This is a genomic window from Azonexus fungiphilus (genome assembly GCF_003634965.1).
In the GTDB taxonomy this organism is placed as follows: Bacteria; Pseudomonadota; Gammaproteobacteria; order Burkholderiales; family Rhodocyclaceae; genus Azonexus; species Azonexus fungiphilus.
In genome coordinates, this window is sequence record NZ_RBXP01000011.1 from 324,652 (window position 1) to 341,323 (window position 16,672).

At 67.6% G+C, this 16,672-nt stretch carries 15 protein-coding genes; 7 read left to right on the forward strand and 8 right to left on the reverse strand.

What is annotated here, in order from left to right:
* Positions 1 to 14: 14 nt before the first annotated feature.
* Together DFR40_RS04390 and DFR40_RS04395 are read right to left on the reverse strand one after the other, a co-directional pair.
* Positions 15 to 695 (reverse strand): ABC transporter ATP-binding protein, encoded by a 681-nt coding sequence (locus DFR40_RS04390; RefSeq protein ID WP_121457254.1) that lies wholly within the window; start codon positions 693 to 695, stop codon positions 15 to 17.
* On the reverse strand, positions 688 to 1,929 hold the full coding sequence (locus DFR40_RS04395) for a lipoprotein-releasing ABC transporter permease subunit (protein WP_211329731.1): 1,242 nt from the start codon (positions 1,927 to 1,929) through the stop codon (positions 688 to 690). The genes DFR40_RS04390 and DFR40_RS04395 overlap by 8 nt, the downstream gene beginning before the upstream one ends.
* Positions 1,930 to 2,018: 89 nt before the next feature.
* Between DFR40_RS04395 and DFR40_RS04400 the strand changes: the two genes are divergently transcribed.
* The 3 genes from DFR40_RS04400 to DFR40_RS04410 are packed head-to-tail and all read left to right on the forward strand — an operon-like array spanning position 2,019 to position 3,628.
* A complete protein-coding gene (locus tag DFR40_RS04400; RefSeq protein WP_121457256.1) occupies positions 2,019 to 2,333 on the forward strand; it encodes a YbjQ family protein in 315 nt (104 codons plus the stop codon).
* Between the two features lie 4 nt (positions 2,334 to 2,337).
* Positions 2,338 to 2,784: a YbjQ family protein gene (locus DFR40_RS04405; RefSeq protein ID WP_121457257.1), complete on the forward strand. Its 447-nt coding sequence runs from the start codon at positions 2,338 to 2,340 to the stop codon at positions 2,782 to 2,784.
* Between the two features lie 4 nt (positions 2,785 to 2,788).
* A complete protein-coding gene (locus DFR40_RS04410; protein WP_121457258.1) occupies positions 2,789 to 3,628 on the forward strand; it encodes a M48 family metallopeptidase in 840 nt (279 codons plus the stop codon).
* On the opposite strand, the gene nudC is transcribed toward DFR40_RS04410, so the two are convergent.
* The 3 genes from nudC to DFR40_RS04425 all read right to left on the reverse strand — a co-directional run bounded on the left by nudC (position 3,625) and on the right by DFR40_RS04425 (position 7,622).
* Complete coding sequence (gene nudC, locus DFR40_RS04415) at positions 3,625 to 4,371, reverse strand: NAD(+) diphosphatase (protein ID WP_121457259.1); 747 nt, start codon at positions 4,369 to 4,371, stop codon at positions 3,625 to 3,627. The two genes, DFR40_RS04410 and nudC, sit on opposite strands and share 4 nt — an antisense overlap.
* Positions 4,368 to 5,588, reverse strand: a complete 1,221-nt coding sequence (locus DFR40_RS04420) for an MFS transporter (RefSeq protein ID WP_121457260.1) — start codon at positions 5,586 to 5,588, stop codon at positions 4,368 to 4,370. Before DFR40_RS04420 ends, nudC begins: the two co-directional genes overlap by 4 nt.
* A 93-nt stretch (positions 5,589 to 5,681) precedes the next feature.
* The gene (locus DFR40_RS04425) at positions 5,682 to 7,622 is read right to left on the reverse strand and encodes an LTA synthase family protein (RefSeq protein WP_121457261.1); all 1,941 of its coding nucleotides are present in this window, start codon (positions 7,620 to 7,622) and stop codon (positions 5,682 to 5,684) included.
* Between the two features lie 130 nt (positions 7,623 to 7,752).
* Here DFR40_RS04425 and DFR40_RS04430 point away from each other — a divergent pair, with 130 nt between their 5' ends.
* From DFR40_RS04430 to DFR40_RS04445, 4 genes are all read left to right on the forward strand, one after another.
* A complete protein-coding gene (locus tag DFR40_RS04430; protein ID WP_121457262.1) occupies positions 7,753 to 8,784 on the forward strand; it encodes a hypothetical protein in 1,032 nt (343 codons plus the stop codon).
* Positions 8,781 to 10,469 carry a single-stranded-DNA-specific exonuclease RecJ gene (gene recJ / locus DFR40_RS04435; RefSeq protein WP_121457263.1) on the forward strand — a complete coding sequence of 563 codons (1,689 nt, stop codon included), beginning with the start codon at positions 8,781 to 8,783 and terminating at the stop codon, positions 10,467 to 10,469. The genes DFR40_RS04430 and recJ overlap by 4 nt, the downstream gene beginning before the upstream one ends.
* Before the next feature lie 139 nt (positions 10,470 to 10,608).
* Positions 10,609 to 10,932 carry a hypothetical protein gene (locus DFR40_RS04440; RefSeq protein ID WP_211329719.1) on the forward strand — a complete coding sequence of 108 codons (324 nt, stop codon included), beginning with the start codon at positions 10,609 to 10,611 and terminating at the stop codon, positions 10,930 to 10,932.
* 162 nt (positions 10,933 to 11,094) lie between these two features.
* On the forward strand, positions 11,095 to 12,072 hold the full coding sequence (locus DFR40_RS04445; protein ID WP_121457264.1) for an alpha/beta hydrolase: 978 nt from the start codon (positions 11,095 to 11,097) through the stop codon (positions 12,070 to 12,072).
* A gap of 27 nt (positions 12,073 to 12,099) precedes the next feature.
* Here DFR40_RS04445 and DFR40_RS04450 read toward each other — a convergent pair whose 3' ends face one another.
* The 3 genes from DFR40_RS04450 to DFR40_RS04460 all read right to left on the reverse strand — a co-directional run bounded on the left by DFR40_RS04450 (position 12,100) and on the right by DFR40_RS04460 (position 16,527).
* The gene (locus DFR40_RS04450; RefSeq protein ID WP_245985597.1) at positions 12,100 to 14,241 is read right to left on the reverse strand and encodes a sensor domain-containing protein; all 2,142 of its coding nucleotides are present in this window, start codon (positions 14,239 to 14,241) and stop codon (positions 12,100 to 12,102) included.
* Positions 14,242 to 14,450: 209 nt separating this feature from the next.
* Positions 14,451 to 15,335: a nitrate- and nitrite sensing domain-containing protein gene (locus tag DFR40_RS04455; RefSeq protein ID WP_121457265.1), complete on the reverse strand. Its 885-nt coding sequence runs from the start codon at positions 15,333 to 15,335 to the stop codon at positions 14,451 to 14,453.
* Between the two features lie 4 nt (positions 15,336 to 15,339).
* Positions 15,340 to 16,527, reverse strand: coding sequence for a methyl-accepting chemotaxis protein (locus tag DFR40_RS04460; RefSeq protein ID WP_147431283.1), 1,188 nt, complete (start codon positions 16,525 to 16,527; stop codon positions 15,340 to 15,342).
* Between the last annotated feature and the right edge of the window lie 145 nt (positions 16,528 to 16,672).

Consider the following 16,672-nt stretch of genomic DNA (forward strand, 5'->3'; position numbering starts at 1 on the left):
TATTACAGAAGATATTACAAACCAACTAATCTGCCATCATTAAGTTCGATCAAGGAATCCGCCCTTGCCGCCAGCGCCCGGTCGTGCGTGACCATGATCAGGCTGGCGCCCTGGCGCCGGACGTGCTCGAGCAGCAGATCGAAAACCACCCCGGCGGTATGACTGTCGAGATTTCCGGTTGGTTCATCCGCGAGTATGCACGATGGATGGGAAACCAGGGCACGGGCGATCGCGGCGCGCTGCCGCTCGCCGCCCGAAAGTTCGCCGGGACGGTGCGCCAGGCGATGGCCGAGGCCGACCGCGGCGAGCATTGCGGCAGCCCGTTCGAGGGCCTCGGCACGCGGCGTGCGGCGGATCAGCAGCGGCATGGCGACGTTTTCCTGGGCCGAGAACTCGGGCAGCAGGTGGTGGAACTGGTAGACGAAGCCAAGGTGACGGTTGCGCCAGTCACCACGGTCGACCTCGTTCAAGGACGAAAAATCGCGGCCCATCAGCGAGACCGTTCCGGCGCTCGGCGCGTCGAGGCCGCCGAGCAGGTGCAGCAAGGTGCTCTTGCCCGAACCGGAGGCACCGACCACGGCGAGCGTGGTGCCGGCGGCAACGTCGAGGTCGATGCCGGACAGGACGGCAACGTCGAGACCGCCGCCACGGAAGGTCTTGGCCAGGCCCCGGGCCTGGAGAACGATTTCACTCATAGCGCAGGGCCTCCGCCGGATTGACGCGGGCCGCCCGCCAGCTCGGGTAAAGCGTGGCCAGCAGCGAGAGCACGAAGGCGATCAGGGTGACACCCCAGACATCGCTCCAGAGCAGCTCGGACGGCAGGTCGGAAATGTAATAGACGTCCTTGGCCAGGAACTGGATGCCGAGCAGGCGCTCGAGTGCCGGCACCACGACGTCGATGTTGAGCGCCAGCGCGACGCCACCGGCGACGCCGAGGCCGAGGCCGATGCAGCCGACCAGCGCCCCCTGGATCATGAACACCGCCATGATCGAGCGCGGCCGGGCGCCGAGCGTGCGCAGGATGGCTATGTCGGCCTGCTTGTCGGTGACCGCCATGACCAGCGTGGACACCAGGTTGAAGGCGGCGACGGCGACGATCAGCGAGAGGATGATGAACATCATCGTCTTCTCGATCTGCACCGCGCGGAAGAAGTTGGCGTGGCTCTTGGTCCAGTCGTGCAGGTAGGCATCGGCGTTGATGTAGGCAACCAGCTCGCGGGCGATGCGCGGCGCCTTGAACAGGTCGTCGACCTTGAGGCGCACGCCGCTGACGCTGTCGCCCATCTGGTACAGGCGCTGGGCGTCCTGCAGGTGGATCAGGGCCAGCCCCGAGTCGTACTCGTACATGCCGACCTCGAAGATGCCGACCACCGTGAACGAGCGCACCCGCGGCACCACGCCGGCCGGCGTGACGGTGCCCTGGGGCGCGATCAGCGTCACCTTGTCGCCGGTGAACACGCGCAAGGAGCGCGCCAGGTCGGCACCGAGGACGACCCCGAACTCGCCCGGCTTGAGCGCATCGAGGCTGCCGCTCTTGATCGTCTTGCGGAAATCGGCGACGCCGTCCTCGAGGTCGGGCAGGATGCCGCGGATCAGCGCCCCCTTGACGTCGCCATCGACCGAGAACATCCCCTGCGACTGGACGAAGGGCGCGGTCTCGCGGACTTCCGGATGGCGCTTCGCCTGGGCCGCGATCGACTGCCAGTCGGCGAGGCCGGCGTCGATGCCGGTGATCTGGATGTGCGAGGCGACGCCGAGGATGCGCGTGCGCAACTCCTTCTGGAAGCCGTTCATCACCGAGAGGACGACGATCAGCGCGGCGACGCCGAGGCCGATGCCGGCCATCGAGATCAGCGAGATGAAGGAAATGAAATGGTTGCGGCGCTTGGCCCGCGTGTAGCGCAGGCCGATCAGCAACTCGTAGGGCAATGACATCCGTATTCCCGCAATGCAACAAAACCGCTATGGTACACGCACCCGGAAAGCCCGGCCCATCCACCCGTTCAGGAAATTCCGCAATGATCGTCACGAACATCGAAACCGTCCCCGGCAAAACCATCGTCAAGCACCTCGGCCTGGTCAATGGCAACACCGTCCGCTCCAAGCACGCCGGCCGCGACATCATGGCCGGCCTGAAGAACATCTTCGGCGGCGAACTCAAGGGCTACACCGAGCTGCTCACCGAATCGCGCGAGGAAGCCCTGCAGCGCATGCTCGACCAGGCCCGGGCGATCGGCGCCAACGCCGTGGTCAATGTCCGCTTCTCGACCTCCTCGGTCGCCGCCGGCGCCGCCGAGCTGTTCGCCTACGGCACCGCCGTCGTCGTGGAATGACGCCATGTACGACCTGATCCTGTTCCTGTTCCTGCTGCTGCTCGGCTACGTTTTCGGTCAACGCGCCGAAAAGCGGCATTTCCGCTCGATCATCGAACGCGAGGCGCAACTCGGCGACATCCTCGTCTTCTCGGAACGCAAGATTCCCGACGAAGCCGCCTGCGAAGGCATCCTGGTCGCCGGCAGCGTGGTCGTCTCGGTCGATTACTTCAAGCGCTTCGTCGCCGACCTGCGCAATTTCTTCGGCGGCCGCGTCAGCGCCTACGAGTCGCTGCTCGAACGCGCCCGCCGCGAAGCCGTGCTGCGGATGAAGGAAGCCGCCCGGCGCAAGGGGGCCGACAGCGTCTGGAACCTGCGCCTGGAAACCGCCTCGATCTACAAGGGCGCAGCCGGCAGCGTCGGCGCCGTCGAAGTCATCGCCTACGGCACCGCCGTGCGCCAGCGCCGCTGAGCCGATGGCCGACTACGAGAACCGCCCGCCGCCGGAAGGCATCAACGTCAGCCCGACGCATCCGCTGAAGGATTTTGCGCTGCTCGTCGGCGGCATCAGCGCCCTGGTCGTCGTCGCCGTGCTCGCGCTGTCGCTGCTCGCCGGGCAACTGGCGCGGCACATCCCCTTCGCCCACGAGCGCGCGCTGGCCGGCCAGCTCGGCCGCTGGCTGCCGGCCGAGCCGGTGAGCGCGGTCGAGCGCCAGCGCCGGCAATACCTGCAGGCACTGGCCGAGCGTCTGGCGCAAGGCATGGAAATGCCGCCGGAAATGACGTTGACCGTGCACTACTCGGCGCAGCCGACGATCAACGCGCTGGCGACGCTGGGCGGCCACATCGTCGTCTTCCAGGGATTGATCGACACGCTGCCGAGCGAGAATGCGCTGGCCATGGTGCTGGCCCACGAGATCGCCCACGTCCGCCACCGCCATCCGGTGGTCGCGATGGGGCGCGGTTTCGCGGTGCTGCTGGCGGTCGCCAGCCTGTCCGGGGTCGGCGACGGTTCGCTGCAGCAGTGGCTGGGCGGCATCGGCATGCTGCCGGTGCTGTCGTTCAGCCGCGCCCAGGAAGAAGAAGCCGACGCCGCTGCGCTGCAGGCGGTACTGCGTACCTACGGCCATGTCGGCGACGCCGCCGCCTTCTTCGAGCATGTCGCCCGCGCGCCGCTGGCGCGCGAACCGCTGGCGATCTTCAGCAGCCACCCCGGGCACGCCGAGCGCATCGCCCGCATCCGCGACTTCGCCGCCCGGCACAGCCAGGTCGATACGCCGCCGGTCGCGTTGCCGGCGTTCATGAAGGGCGACTAGGCGAGCGCCGCGTCGATCAGCCGGCGGGCGATGCTGACCGGTTCCGGCAGCTGTGGCAGCGCCGCCGGCAGGAACCAGGCAGCCGCCTCGATCTCGCCCGGCTGCGGCACGATCTCGCCGCCGGCGTAATCGGCAAAGAAGGCGACCATCAGCGAATTCGGGAAAGGCCAGGGCTGGCTGGAAAAATAGCGCAGGTTGGCGATCTCGACGCCGACTTCCTCGCGCACTTCGCGCGCCGCGCACTGCTCGAGCGTCTCGCCCGGCTCGACGAAGCCGGCCAGGGCGCTGTAGATGCCCGGCTTGAAATGCGGACTGCGCGCCAGCAGCAGGCGTTCACCGTCGCGCACCAGGACCATCACCGCCGGCGACAGCCGCGGATAGGCGACCAGTCCGCAGGCCGGGCAGCGCAGCCCGTGCTCATCGGGCAGACGCTCGGTCGGCGTCGCGCAGTGGCCGCAGTAGCGATGATTGCGCTGCCAGTCGAGGAGTTGCGTGGCACGACCGGCCAGTGCGAAAGCCTCGGCCCCGGCCTGCGCGTAGAGCGCGCGCAACGGGGTCGGCTCGGCGCCGTCGATTTTCGGGAATTCTGCCAGGTCGACCGTCAGACAGCGCCGCCCGGCGTAGTCGCCGACCGCCAGCGCGCCGGCAAAATCGCCGGCCTCGCCGGCCGGGAACGGACGGTCACCGGGAAGCAGCAGCAGGCGGTGCTCGCAGCGCAGGATCCAGAAAACCGGCTGGCTCATGGCTTGGCCTCCGTGCGCCCGTGCATGACGATGCGCCCGGCCCACCAGATCGCCGCCAGGTTGGCGACGACGGCAACATAGCCGACCAGCGGGTAGCCGACGATGCGGCCGTCGGCGCCGGTGCCGATGAGGAAGCCGCCGAGCGTCGTCGCCAGCCCCATGGCCAGCGACTGGACGGTGCCGTTGAGCGACATGAAGGTGCCGCGCAGCCGCGCCTGCGCCGCCGAGGCGATGATCGCCATGGCCGGGATCATGCGCCCGGAAATCAGCACGAAGAACGAGGTCGAGCAGATCAGCCAGCCCCACAGCGGCAGCGGCCCGGCGTGCGTCAGCGCCAGCAGCGGCAGCAAGGCCAGCAGCGCGACCCGGCGATAGACCTCGGCCTTGCCGTGGCGGTCGGCCCAGCGCCCGATCAGGCGGGCGCTGATGAAGGTGGCGAAGCCGCCGACCAGATAGACGAAGGGAATCTCGCTTTGCGCGATGCCGACGTTGTTGACTGCGAAGACGGTGATGTAGGGAATCACCGTGAATCCGGAAAAGATGATCAGCGCCGAGAACAGCAGCGCGCGCAGGTGGTTGCTGTCGGCAAGCACGCCGAAGGTGTCGGAAAGCAGGTGGGCGCGCTGCTCGCCGTGGAGGTGCTGGCGCAGTTCGGGCAGGTAGCGCAGGCCGACGCCGATGCAGATCAGGCTGAGTGCGGCGACCAGCACGAAGGGCGCGTGCCAGCCGAGATGGTTGGCCAGCCACAGCGACAGCGGCACGCCGGCGATCGTCGAGATCGAGAAGGCGCTGGCAACGATGCCGCTGGCCCGGGCCCGGCGCGAGAACGGGATGGCATCGCCGATCATGGTGTGGATCAGCGCCCCCATGATGCCGCCGAAGGTGCCGGCCAGGCCGCGGGCGACGAGCAGCGAGGCGTAGCCTGGCGCGATCGCGCAGGCCAGCGTTGCCAGCGCGAACAGGCCGACGACGACGAGCAGCAGCCGCTTGCGCTCGAAACGATCGACGAAGGTCGCCGCCAGCACGCCGGAGGCGGCGGCGCTGAAGCTGTAGGACGCGACCAGCAGGCCGAACTCGTGCGTATCGATGGCAAAGGCCGCCATCAGGATCGGCCCGAGCGGCATCATGATCATGAAATCGAGGACGTGGCTGAACTGGATGCCGGCCAGCGTCAGCAGCAGGAAACGTTCGTTGCGCGGAGAGAGTTCGACGGACATCGGCAGAAGCAGGACAAGGTGCGGAAGGCAGGGCGACAAGGATACGCGCTCGCCGCCCGGCCCGGCACCCCGGACAACCACATTTCGCGCGCCTCAGCCGCCCTGCCAGGCGAACAGCCGGTGGCGGAAGGCGTGATCGGCACCCTGGTAATAGGCGATCGCCCGGCGCACCAGCGGATCGTCGCTGCCGACTGCACGCTCGGCCGCGTCGGCGTCGACGCTGCGCATTTGCCGGCGCGGGCTGAGGATGGCCAGGCGCTCGCCGTCGTACAGCCCGAGATGCTGGTAATTGCCGATCAGCGCCCGCCCCTGCCAGTCGCCGTCGCGCAGCATGTCGCGGCCGTAGAAGGTCGAGGTGTAATCGAAGCCGAGCAGGCCGAGCAACGTCGGCGCGATGTCGATCTGGCTGGCCAGGCGGTCGATGCGGCGCGGTTCGAGCAGGGCCGGCGCGTGGATGAACAGCGGAATCCGGTAGTTCTCGACGGGCAGGTCCTGCTGGCCGGCGCTGCCGGCGTTGTGGTCGGCGACGAAGACGAACACGGTCTGCGCGAACCACGGCTTCTGCCGCGCCGCCTCGAGGAAACGGCCGATCGCGTAATCGGTGTACTTGACCGCACCGGCGCGGCCCTCGCCCGACGGGATGTCGATGCGCCCGTCCGGATAGGTATAGGGGCGGTGGTTCGAGGTGGTCATCAGCTGCAGGAAGAAAGGCTTGCCGGCGGCGTGCTCGGCGTCGGCCAGCTTGACCGCCTGGCGGTAGAGGTCCTCGTCGGACATCCCCCAGGCGTTCTCGAATTCCATCTCGGCCTTGGGCAGCGCACTCTGGTCCACGATGCGGTAGCCGTTGCCGCTGAAGAAGGCGTTCATGTTGTCGAAGTAACCGCGCCCGCCGTAGAGGAAGACCGGGTCGTAGCCCTGCGCGCGGAACTGGCGACCGAGACTGGCGTAACCGGATTCGCGGCCGATCCGCTTGACCACCGAACGGCCCGGCGTCGGCGGCAGCGACAGCGTGATCGCCTCGAGGCCGCGGTCGGTGCGCGTGCCGGTGGCGTAGAAGTTGGTGAAGAACAGGCTGTCGCGACTGAGCCGGTCGAGGTTCGGGGTCAACCCGCGGGCATCGCCAAAAACGCCGAGGTACTTGGCGCTCAGGCTCTCGATGGTGACCAGGACGACGTTGAGCCGACGCAGCGCGCCCGGGTTGTCGATGTGCCGGCGGATATTCTGCGCCTCGCTGCCGGCGAAGACCGCCAGCGGTTCGGCAACCTCCCCATGCAGCAGCGTGGCGACCTCGGCGGCGGGCAGCGTCGCGTAGAACTCGCCGTACTTGATCTCGTTGTTGCGGAAGGCGGCAAAGAACTGGTACGGCCCGTTGGCTGCCAGCTCGCGCTGGTAGGTGTTGCCCTCGCTGGGACGCGGGAAGTCCTGGCCGATCGTCGCTGCAACCAGGGCCGCGACGCCGCCGCCGGCCGCCAGCAGCAGGCCGCGCCGGCGCCAGCCGAGCAGTGCCGCCGGCTGCGCCAGCGGCCGCCACAGGCGGTGCGCCGCGAGCAGCGCCAGGGCGGCGATGGCGGCGAGCAGCGGCCAGACCGGGTAGGACTCGAGGATGTTGTCCACGACTTCCTTCGAATAGACCAGGTAGTCGACGGCGATGAAGTTGAAGCGGACCCCGAATTCGTCCCAGAAGATCCACTCCGACAGCGCCACGAAGAGCATCGCGAAGCAGCTTGCGAAGAGCAGCAGTTGCGGCACCCGGCGCGCCGGACCACTGCCCCAGCAGGCTTGCGGCAGCAGGAAGACGAGCATGGCCAGGGCCAGCCCGGCGTAGGCGAGGAAAGCCAGGTCATAGACCAGGCCGCCGGCGAAGATGCCGAGGATGGCCGCGGGCGTTGCCTCGGCCTGGGCGAAGCTGACGACCAGCAGGGTCAGTCGCGTCGCGGTGAACACCGCCAGCCAGCTGCCGAGCAGCCAGAGCAGGAAACGGAGCTGGGCCGGCAGCCGGCAGGAGGAATCGATGTCGTGCGGATCGTTGGGCATGGATCAATGGCGCAAAAGCGGGAAACCCCGCGAAAGGGCGCCATTCTTCGGATTGCGGGTTAACCGGCGATTAACGATGGCGGTGCGGCCCGGTGATAAACTCGCGCCTTCCCCAGCCCCGAGTTTCGCCGTGCGCCTCACCCTGCTCGTCCCCGAACTGATCTGGCCCGAACCGGGCGACACGCAAACCCTCGCCGACCTTGCCGCGCCGGCCTTCCGCTGGCTCGACGGGCACGCCGACCTGGCACGGTCGACGGCGATTTCCTGGGAAAAATCGCTGCTCGAGCAGTTCGCCGTCGCCGACGCCGGCAGCGCCGCCTTCCGCCGCCTCGGCGAAGACGGCAGCGCGCCCGACGACGGCCACTGGCTGTGCGCCGACCCGGTGCACCTGCGTTTTCACCACGAACGCATCGTCCTCGCCGACGCCGGCGCCTTCGACATCGACGCCGCCGAAGCAGAGGCGCTGGTCGGCGCGCTCAATACCGAGTTCGCCGACATCGGCGTCTTCCACGCGGCGACACCGCGGCGCTGGTATCTGCGCCTGCATGCCGCGGTCGACCACCTTGCCGCACCGCTGTCGGCAGTCGCCGGCCGACGCATGGACAGCGACCTGAGCGACAAGACCTCGCCGCTGCACCGCTGGCTCAACGAGGTGCAGATGTTCCTCCACCTGCACCCGGTCAACGCCGCCCGCGCCGCCGCCGGCAAGCCGGCGATCAACAGCCTCTGGCTGTGGGGCAACGGCCAGGCAGCAACGCCGGCCAACGGCCCGGACGCAGTCTTCGCCGACGATCCGCTGGCGCGCGGCCTCGCCCGCGCCGCCGGGATCACCGCCCGGGCGCTGCCGGCCAAGGCCGACGCCGTCCTCGACAGCGGCGCGCAAAGGCCGCTGGTCGTCATCGACATGCTGCTGCCAAACGTCCTCTACGAAAACCCGGAAGGCTGGCGACAAGCCTTCGCGCGGCTCGACACCGAGTGGCTGGCACCGATTCACGGTCGACTGGGCAAAACCGTCAAAAACCTGGTCGTCGTCGCCCCGACCATCTACGGTCGCCTGCACTGGACGCTCGCCGCCGGCGCCCGCTGGAAATTCTGGAAATCCGGCCGCACGCCGCAACAAGTCGCCCAGGCGCTGGCCGGGCCGCAAGGAAAAGCATCTTGACCCGCATCGTCACCCGCAGCGCGCCGCCGCGCACCGTCTGGCAACTCGAGCAGCAGGGCCTGCATCCCCTGCTCGCCCGCCTCTACGCCGCCCGCGGCGTCACCGACAAGGCCGAACTCGACTACGAGCTGAAGTCGCTGCTGCCGCCGGCCGCGCTGACCCACGCCGGCGACGCCGCCGCACTGCTCGCCGACGCCATCGAGGCCGAGGCAAAAATGCTGATCATCGGCGACTACGACTGCGACGGCGCCACCGCCACCGCCGTCGGCATGCGCGCGCTGAAGGCGCTCGGCGCCGACGTCGATTTCCTGCTGCCCGACCGCTTCAAGCTCGGCTACGGGCTGTCGCCGGAGATCGTCGACGTCGCCGCGCAGCAATCGCCCGACCTGATCATCACCGTCGACAACGGCATCGCCAGCCTCGAAGGCGTCGCCCGCGCCCAGCAGCACGGCATCGCCACGCTGATCACCGACCACCACCTGCCGGCGGCAACGCTGCCCGACGCCGACTGCATCGTCAATCCGAACCAGCCCGGCTGCGACTTCCCGTCGAAGTGCATCGCCGGCGTCGGCGTGATGTTCTACGTGATGCTGGCGCTGCGCGCCGAACTGCGCGAACGCGGCTTTTTCACTGACCGCCCCGAACCCAACTTCGCCGACCTGCTCGACCTCGTTGCGCTCGGCACCGTCGCCGACGTCGTCAAGCTCGACCGCAACAACCGCATCCTGGTCAGCCAGGGCTTGAAGCGCATGCGCGCCGGCCGCCTGCAGCCGGGCATCGCGGCGCTGTTCAAGGCGGCCGGGCGCGACCCACGCCGCGCCACCGCCTTCGACCTCGGCTTTTTGATCGGGCCGCGCCTGAACGCCGCCGGCCGCCTGGCCGACATGCGCCTGGGCGTCGAATGCCTGCTCACCGACGATCCGGCGCGGGCACTCAACATCGCCCAGGAACTCGACAACCTCAACCGCGAACGCCGCGAAATCGAATCCGGCATGCAGGAACAGGCGCTGGCGCTGCTGGAGAAGATGGATATTGAAGCCGCCGCCCCCGGCGTCGCCCTCTTCGACCCCGGCTGGCACGAAGGCGTCGTCGGCATCCTCGCCTCGCGCATCAAGGACAAGCTGCACCGGCCGGTATTCGCCTTCGCGCAAAGCGAGGGCGACATCGTCAAGGGTTCCGGCCGCTCGATCCCCGGCCTGCACCTGCGCGACGCGCTCGACCTCGTCGCCAAGCGCGCCCCCGGCCTGCTCGTCCGCTTCGGCGGCCACGCCATGGCCGCCGGCGCGACCATCAAAGCCGGCGATTTCGAGCGCTTCCAGGCACTTTTCGCCGAAGTCGCCGGCGAACTCCTCGCCCCCGCCGACCTCACCCGCACGCTGGAAACCGACGGCCCGCTCGAAGGCGGCTACATCAGCCTGGAAACCGCCAAGCTGCTGGAAAACGAAATCTGGGGCCAGGGCTTCCCGGCGCCGCTGTTCGTCGATGAATTCGAAGTCGAGCAACAGCGCGTGCTCAAGGAAAAACACCTGAAACTGCGCCTGCGCAAGGGCAACAGCCGGATCGAGGCAATCCAGTTCAACTTCGCCAGCCAGCCCGGCCACAGCACCCGCGCCGCCTACCGGCTGTCGGTCAACGAATACATGGGCGTCGAGAATCCGCAGTTGATGATCGAATACCTCGAGTAGCCGGCCTGCCTGTCGAAAAATGCCCGGATTTAACGGTCGACCGTGAAATCCGGGCATTTTTGCAAAGAAAAAGTCAATTGCGCGCCGCCAATGACTTCACCATAATCAGACTTCACCGTTATAACGATGGAATTTATCCATGGAAATCCTGGTCATTATCATCGGTGGTGCAATCGCGTTTGTGCTTTTCTTGAATCATATGAACAAGAAACGCCGGGCAGCGTTGATAGAAAAATACAAGGACGAAAGCATCGTAGCCAAAATCATGGGGCGCATGATCTGGCAAGGACAAACCCCGGAACAACTGACTGACTCGCTCGGAACGCCTGTTGATGTCGACAGGAAAGTCCTGAAAACGAAAACCAAAGAAATCTGGAAATATAACCAGACCGGCAAGGGAAGGTTTGCGCTTCGCGTAACACTAGAAAATGGCGAAGTCGTTGGCTGGGAACAAAAATCTTAAGTCGCCAAATCAACAATAATGCACGCGCATAGAAGACCGCGCCAAACGGTCAAGAGCCGGGCGAGACACGCCCAAGCTGAAACCCTTTGACATATCCCGATGGCCTACTAGCTTGAAGCATGGCTCCCGCCGGGAGCCGGCTTTGCTTCGGGAGGTATTGCCATGTTGTTCATCACCAGCCGCATGCCGACGGTCAATACGGAACCCGCGCTCAACGCGGATTTCGTGTTCGACCTGACGAACAATTCGTCGAGCCGCAGCTTTTTCTGCTGCCGCCGCGAGCGCAAGGGGAAATGCGTCGAGATCGGCAGCCTCGCGCTGCTGCAGGCGTTGAAGGCGGCCAAGGTGCGCCAGGTGCTGGTATACATCCACGGATTCGCCAACCTGCCCGACGATGTCTTCGCCGCCGCCGGCGAGCTGCAAAAACTGTGCGATCGCAAGAAGACCGGCGAAATCCTGGTCCTGCCACTGATCTGGCCGTGCGACGCCGACCTCGGCGTGGTCAAGGATTATTGGGACGACCAGAAGGCGGCCGACCAGAGCGCCTTCACCTTCGCCCGGGTGATGCAGAAATTCATGGCCTGGCGCAATTCCGAGAGCCACAACCCCGAGGATGATCCCTGCCTGAAGCGGATCAACGTACTCGCCCATTCGATGGGCAACCGGGTGCTCCGCCAGACACTCGAGAACTGGCGCCGCTACGACCAGCCGCAAGGCCTGCCGCTGCTCTTCCGCAACACCTTCATGGTTGCTGCCGACATCGTCAACGAATCGCTGCACAAGGGCGAGCCGGGTGAGTTGATCAGCCACGCCTCGCGCAATGTGGTCGTCTATTACGCCTCGGACGACCTGGCGCTGCGTGCGAGCAAGGTGTCGAACCTGAAGAACGCCGAGGCCTCGCGCCGGCTCGGCCATTCCGGGCCGGAAGACATGGCGCGAACGCCGAAGAACGTCTATGCGATCGACTGCGACGAGGTGAACACGCGCTACGACCCGCCCCGGGGACATTCCTACTTCCGCTGCGGGACGCGCAAGGGCGAGCCCGGCGTAGTCTTCGAGCACATCTTCGCGACACTGCTCAGCGGCCGCGTGTTCCCCGGCGACGAACAGCGCAAGTCGAGCATCCTCGAACTCGGCTGAAAACGTCGCAATGTCACAGTCGACCGATCATTTCGGCGATTTTTCGTCGAGATAGCCGGCCAGCTGGGCGGCCGGCAGCGGCCGGGCGAACAGGTAGCCCTGGAATTCCTCGCAGCCGAGGGCGTTGAGCACGGCCAGCTGGGTCTGTTTCTCGACGCCTTCGGCGACGACGCGCAGGTTGAGGCTGTGCGCCAGCGAGACGATGGCGCGGGTGATCGCCAGGCCGCCGTTGCCCTGGTCGCATTCGAGCACGAAGGAACGGTCGACCTTGAGGATGTCGATCGGGAAGCGCTTGAGGTAGGCGAGCGAGGAATAGCCGGTGCCGAAGTCGTCGACCGCGATATAGACGCCCATCGCCTTCAGTTCGTCGAGCACCGCCAGGGCGCGCTGGACGTCGCCCATCAGCATGCCTTCGGTGATCTCCAGTTCGAGGTTGCCCGGCGGCAGGCCGGCTTCCTCCAGCACCGAGCGGACCAGTGCGGCGAGATCCTTCTCGCGGAACAGGCTGGGCGAGATGTTCACGGCCACGCGCAGGCGCTCGTGACCGGCGGCGCGCCAACGGGCGGCCTCGTGGCAGGCGGCGCGGAGCACGAACCAGGTGAGCTGGCCGATCAGGCCGTTTTCCTCGGCCAGCGGGATGAAGCGTACCGGCGAGACGCTGCCGAACTCGGCGCTGTCCCAGCGGACCAGCGCCTCGAAGCCGAACGGCCGGCCGCGGGCATCGACCTTGGGCTGGTAGACGACGTACAGCTCGTCCTGTTCGAGCGCCCGGCGCAGCGCCGAGTCGAGGGCCAGGCGGTCGCGCGCGGCGACGTTGAGCGACTCGGTGTAGAACTGGAACTGGCCCTTGCCCAGCTTCTTGGCATGGTGCATCGCGGCGTCGGCGTGGCGCAGCAGGACTTCGAGATCGACGCCGTCGTCGGGAAAGACGCTGACGCCGAGGCTGCAATTGACGCGCACTTCCTGGCCGTCGAGCATGATCGGCTCGCTGACCGCGTCCTGGACGCGGTGCAGGATGTGCAGCGTGTCGCTGAGGCCGCCGTAATCGCCGAGGATGAGCACGAATTCGTCGCCGCCGTAGCGGGCAACGGTGTCCGACTCGCGCAGGCAGGCCTTGAGCCGGCGCGCGACCTCGACCAGCAGGGTGTCGCCGGCGCCGTGGCCGAGGCTGTCGTTGACGAACTTGAAGTTGTCGAGATCGACAAAGGCCAGCGAGCCCTTGGTCGCCCGCCGCTGGGCCAGGCGCAGCACCTGCTGCAGGCGGTCCTGGAGCAGGTTGCGGTTGGGCAGGCCGGTCAGCGGATCGTGCGTCGCCTGGTATTCGAGTTGCTGGCGGTAGTTGTGCTGGGCGGTGACGTCCTCGACGGTGCCCTCGTAGTAGAGCGGTTCGCCGTCCGGGCTGTAGACCACGTGGGCGTGCTCGGAAATCCAGATGCGGCTGCCGTCGCGACGATAGACCTCGGATTCGAAGTCGCTGACGCGGCCGTGCTCGCGCATCAGCGTCTTGAACTCCTCGCGCCGGCCTTCGGCAACGTAGAGGCTGCGGGCGATGTCGGAGAGGCCCTCGATCAGCGCCACCGGGCTCTCGTAGCCGTAGAGCTGGGCCAGCGCCTTGTTGGCGGCCAGGTAATGGCCGTCGATCGAGGTCTGGAACATGCCGACCACCGAATCCTCGAAGATGCTCCGGTAACGCAGCTCGGCATCGGCCAGCTGGCGCTGGCTGAGCACCTGCTCGGTGACGTCCTCGATGAAGCCCTCGAGCACCCGCCGGCCCTGCTCGTCGAGGACGACGGCACCGCGCTCGAGCACCCACTTGACCGCGCCCTTGCGATGCACGATCCGGTACTGCACGCGGTAGCGCCCGTTGTTGGCGGCGGCGACCATGATCTTGCGCCGCACCATCGCCCGGTCCTCGGGATGGGTGATCGTCTCGAGCGAGGCGAGCTTGTTGTTCTCGAGCTCGTCCGGGCAGTAGCCGGTCAGGTCGCGGCTGCCGTCGCTGACGAAGTGCATCGTCCACTGCTCGTCGATGGCGCAGCGGAAGACCATGCCCTCGAGGTTGTGCACCAGCACCTGCAGCACGCGTTCGCTGTCGATGTCGTTCCAGGCCGAGTCGCGGTGCTTGCGCAGCACGGGCAGGAAACCGGGAGGCGGGGCGGAGTCGTTCACGATGTCAAAGCACGAAGTCGGTATTTTTGATTTACAGCAAAAAACCTGCCAGCCGAAAAACTGGCATTTTTATCGGATTTTGACGGTCGACCGCAAAATCCGGCCATTTTTGCGCCGACCACGCACCTTGGCGGTGCATCGATTCCCCAGTTCGGCCCACGATGCCCCGCGGCGGCGCCCTGCCCGTCCGCATGCACCGTGCATGGGCATCAGCCAGCCGGCACCGGCCGCAGCCCCGGATCCGCTGCCGGCGCCGCAGCGGCCAGCTGTCGGCCGCTCTCGGAAATCCACGCAAAAACCGCGTCGACCGCCAGCGTCGCATCGGCGAAATAGCGTTCGGCGCCGATGTCCACGCCGCCGGCGCCGAGCAGGCGCTGACGCACCAGCTGCAGCATGTGGCGCACCGCCAGCCCGGCGCGCTCGCCGTGCCGGCACGGCGGGCTGCCGGCGACGGCCTGGTCGAGCAGGGTTTCGGCGCGGGCGATCAGGAACATCAGGCGCACCCGCGCCACCGCCGGACAACGGCCGCGGGTGGCGACGCCAAGCCCGACCGCGCGCGCCTGGCCGAGGCATTCGGTGAGCGCCGGCAAGCGGGCGGCGTAGTTGCGTACCGCCGCGTGCGCGTCGCGCCCGGCCAGCAGCGGCTCGACCCGGGCTTCGCCGAAGGCCGCCAGCCAGCGCAGCAGCTGTTCGACCAGCTGGCTGTGCTCGGCGATGCTCTGGTCGACGCTGCGCCCGGCCAGGGTTTCGCGCAGGCTGCTCCAGCGGTGGACGAACAGCGCCAGTTCGTTGACCGTCAGGCAGGGATGCGGCCGATCGCTTTCGTGACGGGCCAGCGGACGCAGCGCCTGGAGCAGCGCCCCGATCTCGCCCGCCTTGCCGTCGAGACGGCTGGCGAAGCTGCGGTCGCCGGCCAGCCAGGCGGTGCTCATGCCGCGGTGCTGCTGGAAGCCGGCGAGCAGCGCCAGGAGCAGCCGGCACGCCTCGAGGCCGTGCGCCGGTGAGGCATTGCCGGCGCGCCGGCGGCGCCACAGGAAGAAGATCGCGGCCGGCAGGGCCAGCGCGGGCAACAGGTAGACGATCCAGTTCATCATGGCCTCATTCGTAGTGGTACTTGTCGAGGGCGCCGGTCAGCTGCACCGCCAGCTCGCTCAGGTAGCGCGACAGCTCGCTGTTCTCGCTGACCAGGTGTTCGTTGGCGTCGGCCAGCCGCGCCACCTGCTCGATGTCGCGGGCGATGTTCTGCCCGGCTTCGCTCTGCTCGCGGCTGGCCGCCGCGATGTCGCGGATCAGCGCCAGCGTCTGCGCCGCGTTGTCCTCGACCCGGCGCAGCTCGGCCACCGCGGCACCGGCGTCGGCCAGGCTGTGGGCGGCCTCGTCGCGGGTTTCGGCCATCGCCGCGATCATCCCGGCGACCTCGTGATGGACGCCCTCGATGCGCTCGCCGATGTCGCGCGTTGCCGTGCTGGTCCGTTCGGCCAGCTTGCGCACTTCGTCGGCAACCACCGCGAAGCCGCGCCCCTGCTCGCCGGCGCGGGCCGCCTCGATCGCCGCGTTGAGCGCCAGCAGGTTGGTCTGGCCGGCGATGTCGGCGATCAGGCCGACGATGCTGTCGATCTCGCGCGACCGCTCGCCGAGCCGCCCGGCGCCATCGGCAGTGCGCGCCACCGTCGCCGCCAGGCGATCGAGCTTGGCGGCCAGGCCATCGACCCGGGTGGCGCCGCTGTTGGCCATCCGGCGCGAGGCCTCGGCCACCTCGGCGGCGCCCTGGGCGCTGTCGCTGGTCATGCCCAGGCTGACCGTCAGTTGTTCCAGCGTCGCCGACGACGACAGCGTGACGTCGCGCTGCAGGCGCACCCCGGCATCGCCGCCGCTGGCGTTGTGGCGGCTTTCGCTGGCGACGCTGGCGATCTCCTGGGCCATCCGGGCGAATTCGAGGAAGAGTCCGGCCAGCGACCGGGCCATCCCGTTCAGGCGCTCGGCCAGCGGCGCCAGCGGGCCGCAGCGGCGACCGTCGACGCGCTCGACCAGGCGCCCGGCGGCGAGCGCCAGGGCGAAACGGTCGATCACCGCCAGCGCCTGCTCGAGACTGAAGACGACGCGGCCGCCGACGATCACCGAGAGAATCAGCAGGCCGCCGCCGCACCAGGCCAGGCCGGCGGCGCCGGCCGCTGCAGCGTAACCGGCGGCTGCCCCGGCGAGCAGGGCGGAGGCCCAGACGCCGAGCAGGGGCAGACGCAAATTGACCGAAAGGGGCCGCGGTCCGGGCGTGTCTGGCGCTGTCATGGGGATACTCACTTTTGTCGATATTGTTGCGATGCAACACGCAAAAGCCTTGCCACCATCGGCCAGAGCAGAAAATCCATCGTTTAATCAAGGCCCTGGAAAAACCGCCGGCAAACGAGATACGCGAAAATCAACAAAATCACCA

Excerpts from the sequence above, each read along its gene's own strand:
- DFR40_RS04390 (WP_121457254.1), bottom strand. The coding sequence starts at position 695 with ATGAGTGAAATCGTTCTCCAGGCCCGGGGCCTGGCCAAGACCTTCCGT.
- DFR40_RS04400 (WP_121457256.1), top strand. The coding sequence starts at position 2,019 with ATGATCGTCACGAACATCGAAACCGTCCCCGGCAAAACCATCGTCAAG.
- DFR40_RS04405 (WP_121457257.1), top strand. The coding sequence starts at position 2,338 with ATGTACGACCTGATCCTGTTCCTGTTCCTGCTGCTGCTCGGCTACGTT.
- DFR40_RS04410 (WP_121457258.1), top strand. The coding sequence starts at position 2,789 with ATGGCCGACTACGAGAACCGCCCGCCGCCGGAAGGCATCAACGTCAGC.
- nudC (WP_121457259.1), bottom strand. The coding sequence starts at position 4,371 with ATGAGCCAGCCGGTTTTCTGGATCCTGCGCTGCGAGCACCGCCTGCTG.
- DFR40_RS04420 (WP_121457260.1), bottom strand. The coding sequence starts at position 5,588 with ATGTCCGTCGAACTCTCTCCGCGCAACGAACGTTTCCTGCTGCTGACG.
- DFR40_RS04425 (WP_121457261.1), bottom strand. The coding sequence starts at position 7,622 with ATGCCCAACGATCCGCACGACATCGATTCCTCCTGCCGGCTGCCGGCC.
- DFR40_RS04440 (WP_211329719.1), top strand. The coding sequence starts at position 10,609 with ATGGAAATCCTGGTCATTATCATCGGTGGTGCAATCGCGTTTGTGCTT.
- DFR40_RS04445 (WP_121457264.1), top strand. The coding sequence starts at position 11,095 with ATGTTGTTCATCACCAGCCGCATGCCGACGGTCAATACGGAACCCGCG.
- DFR40_RS04455 (WP_121457265.1), bottom strand. The coding sequence starts at position 15,335 with ATGATGAACTGGATCGTCTACCTGTTGCCCGCGCTGGCCCTGCCGGCC.
- DFR40_RS04460 (WP_147431283.1), bottom strand. The coding sequence starts at position 16,527 with ATGACAGCGCCAGACACGCCCGGACCGCGGCCCCTTTCGGTCAATTTG.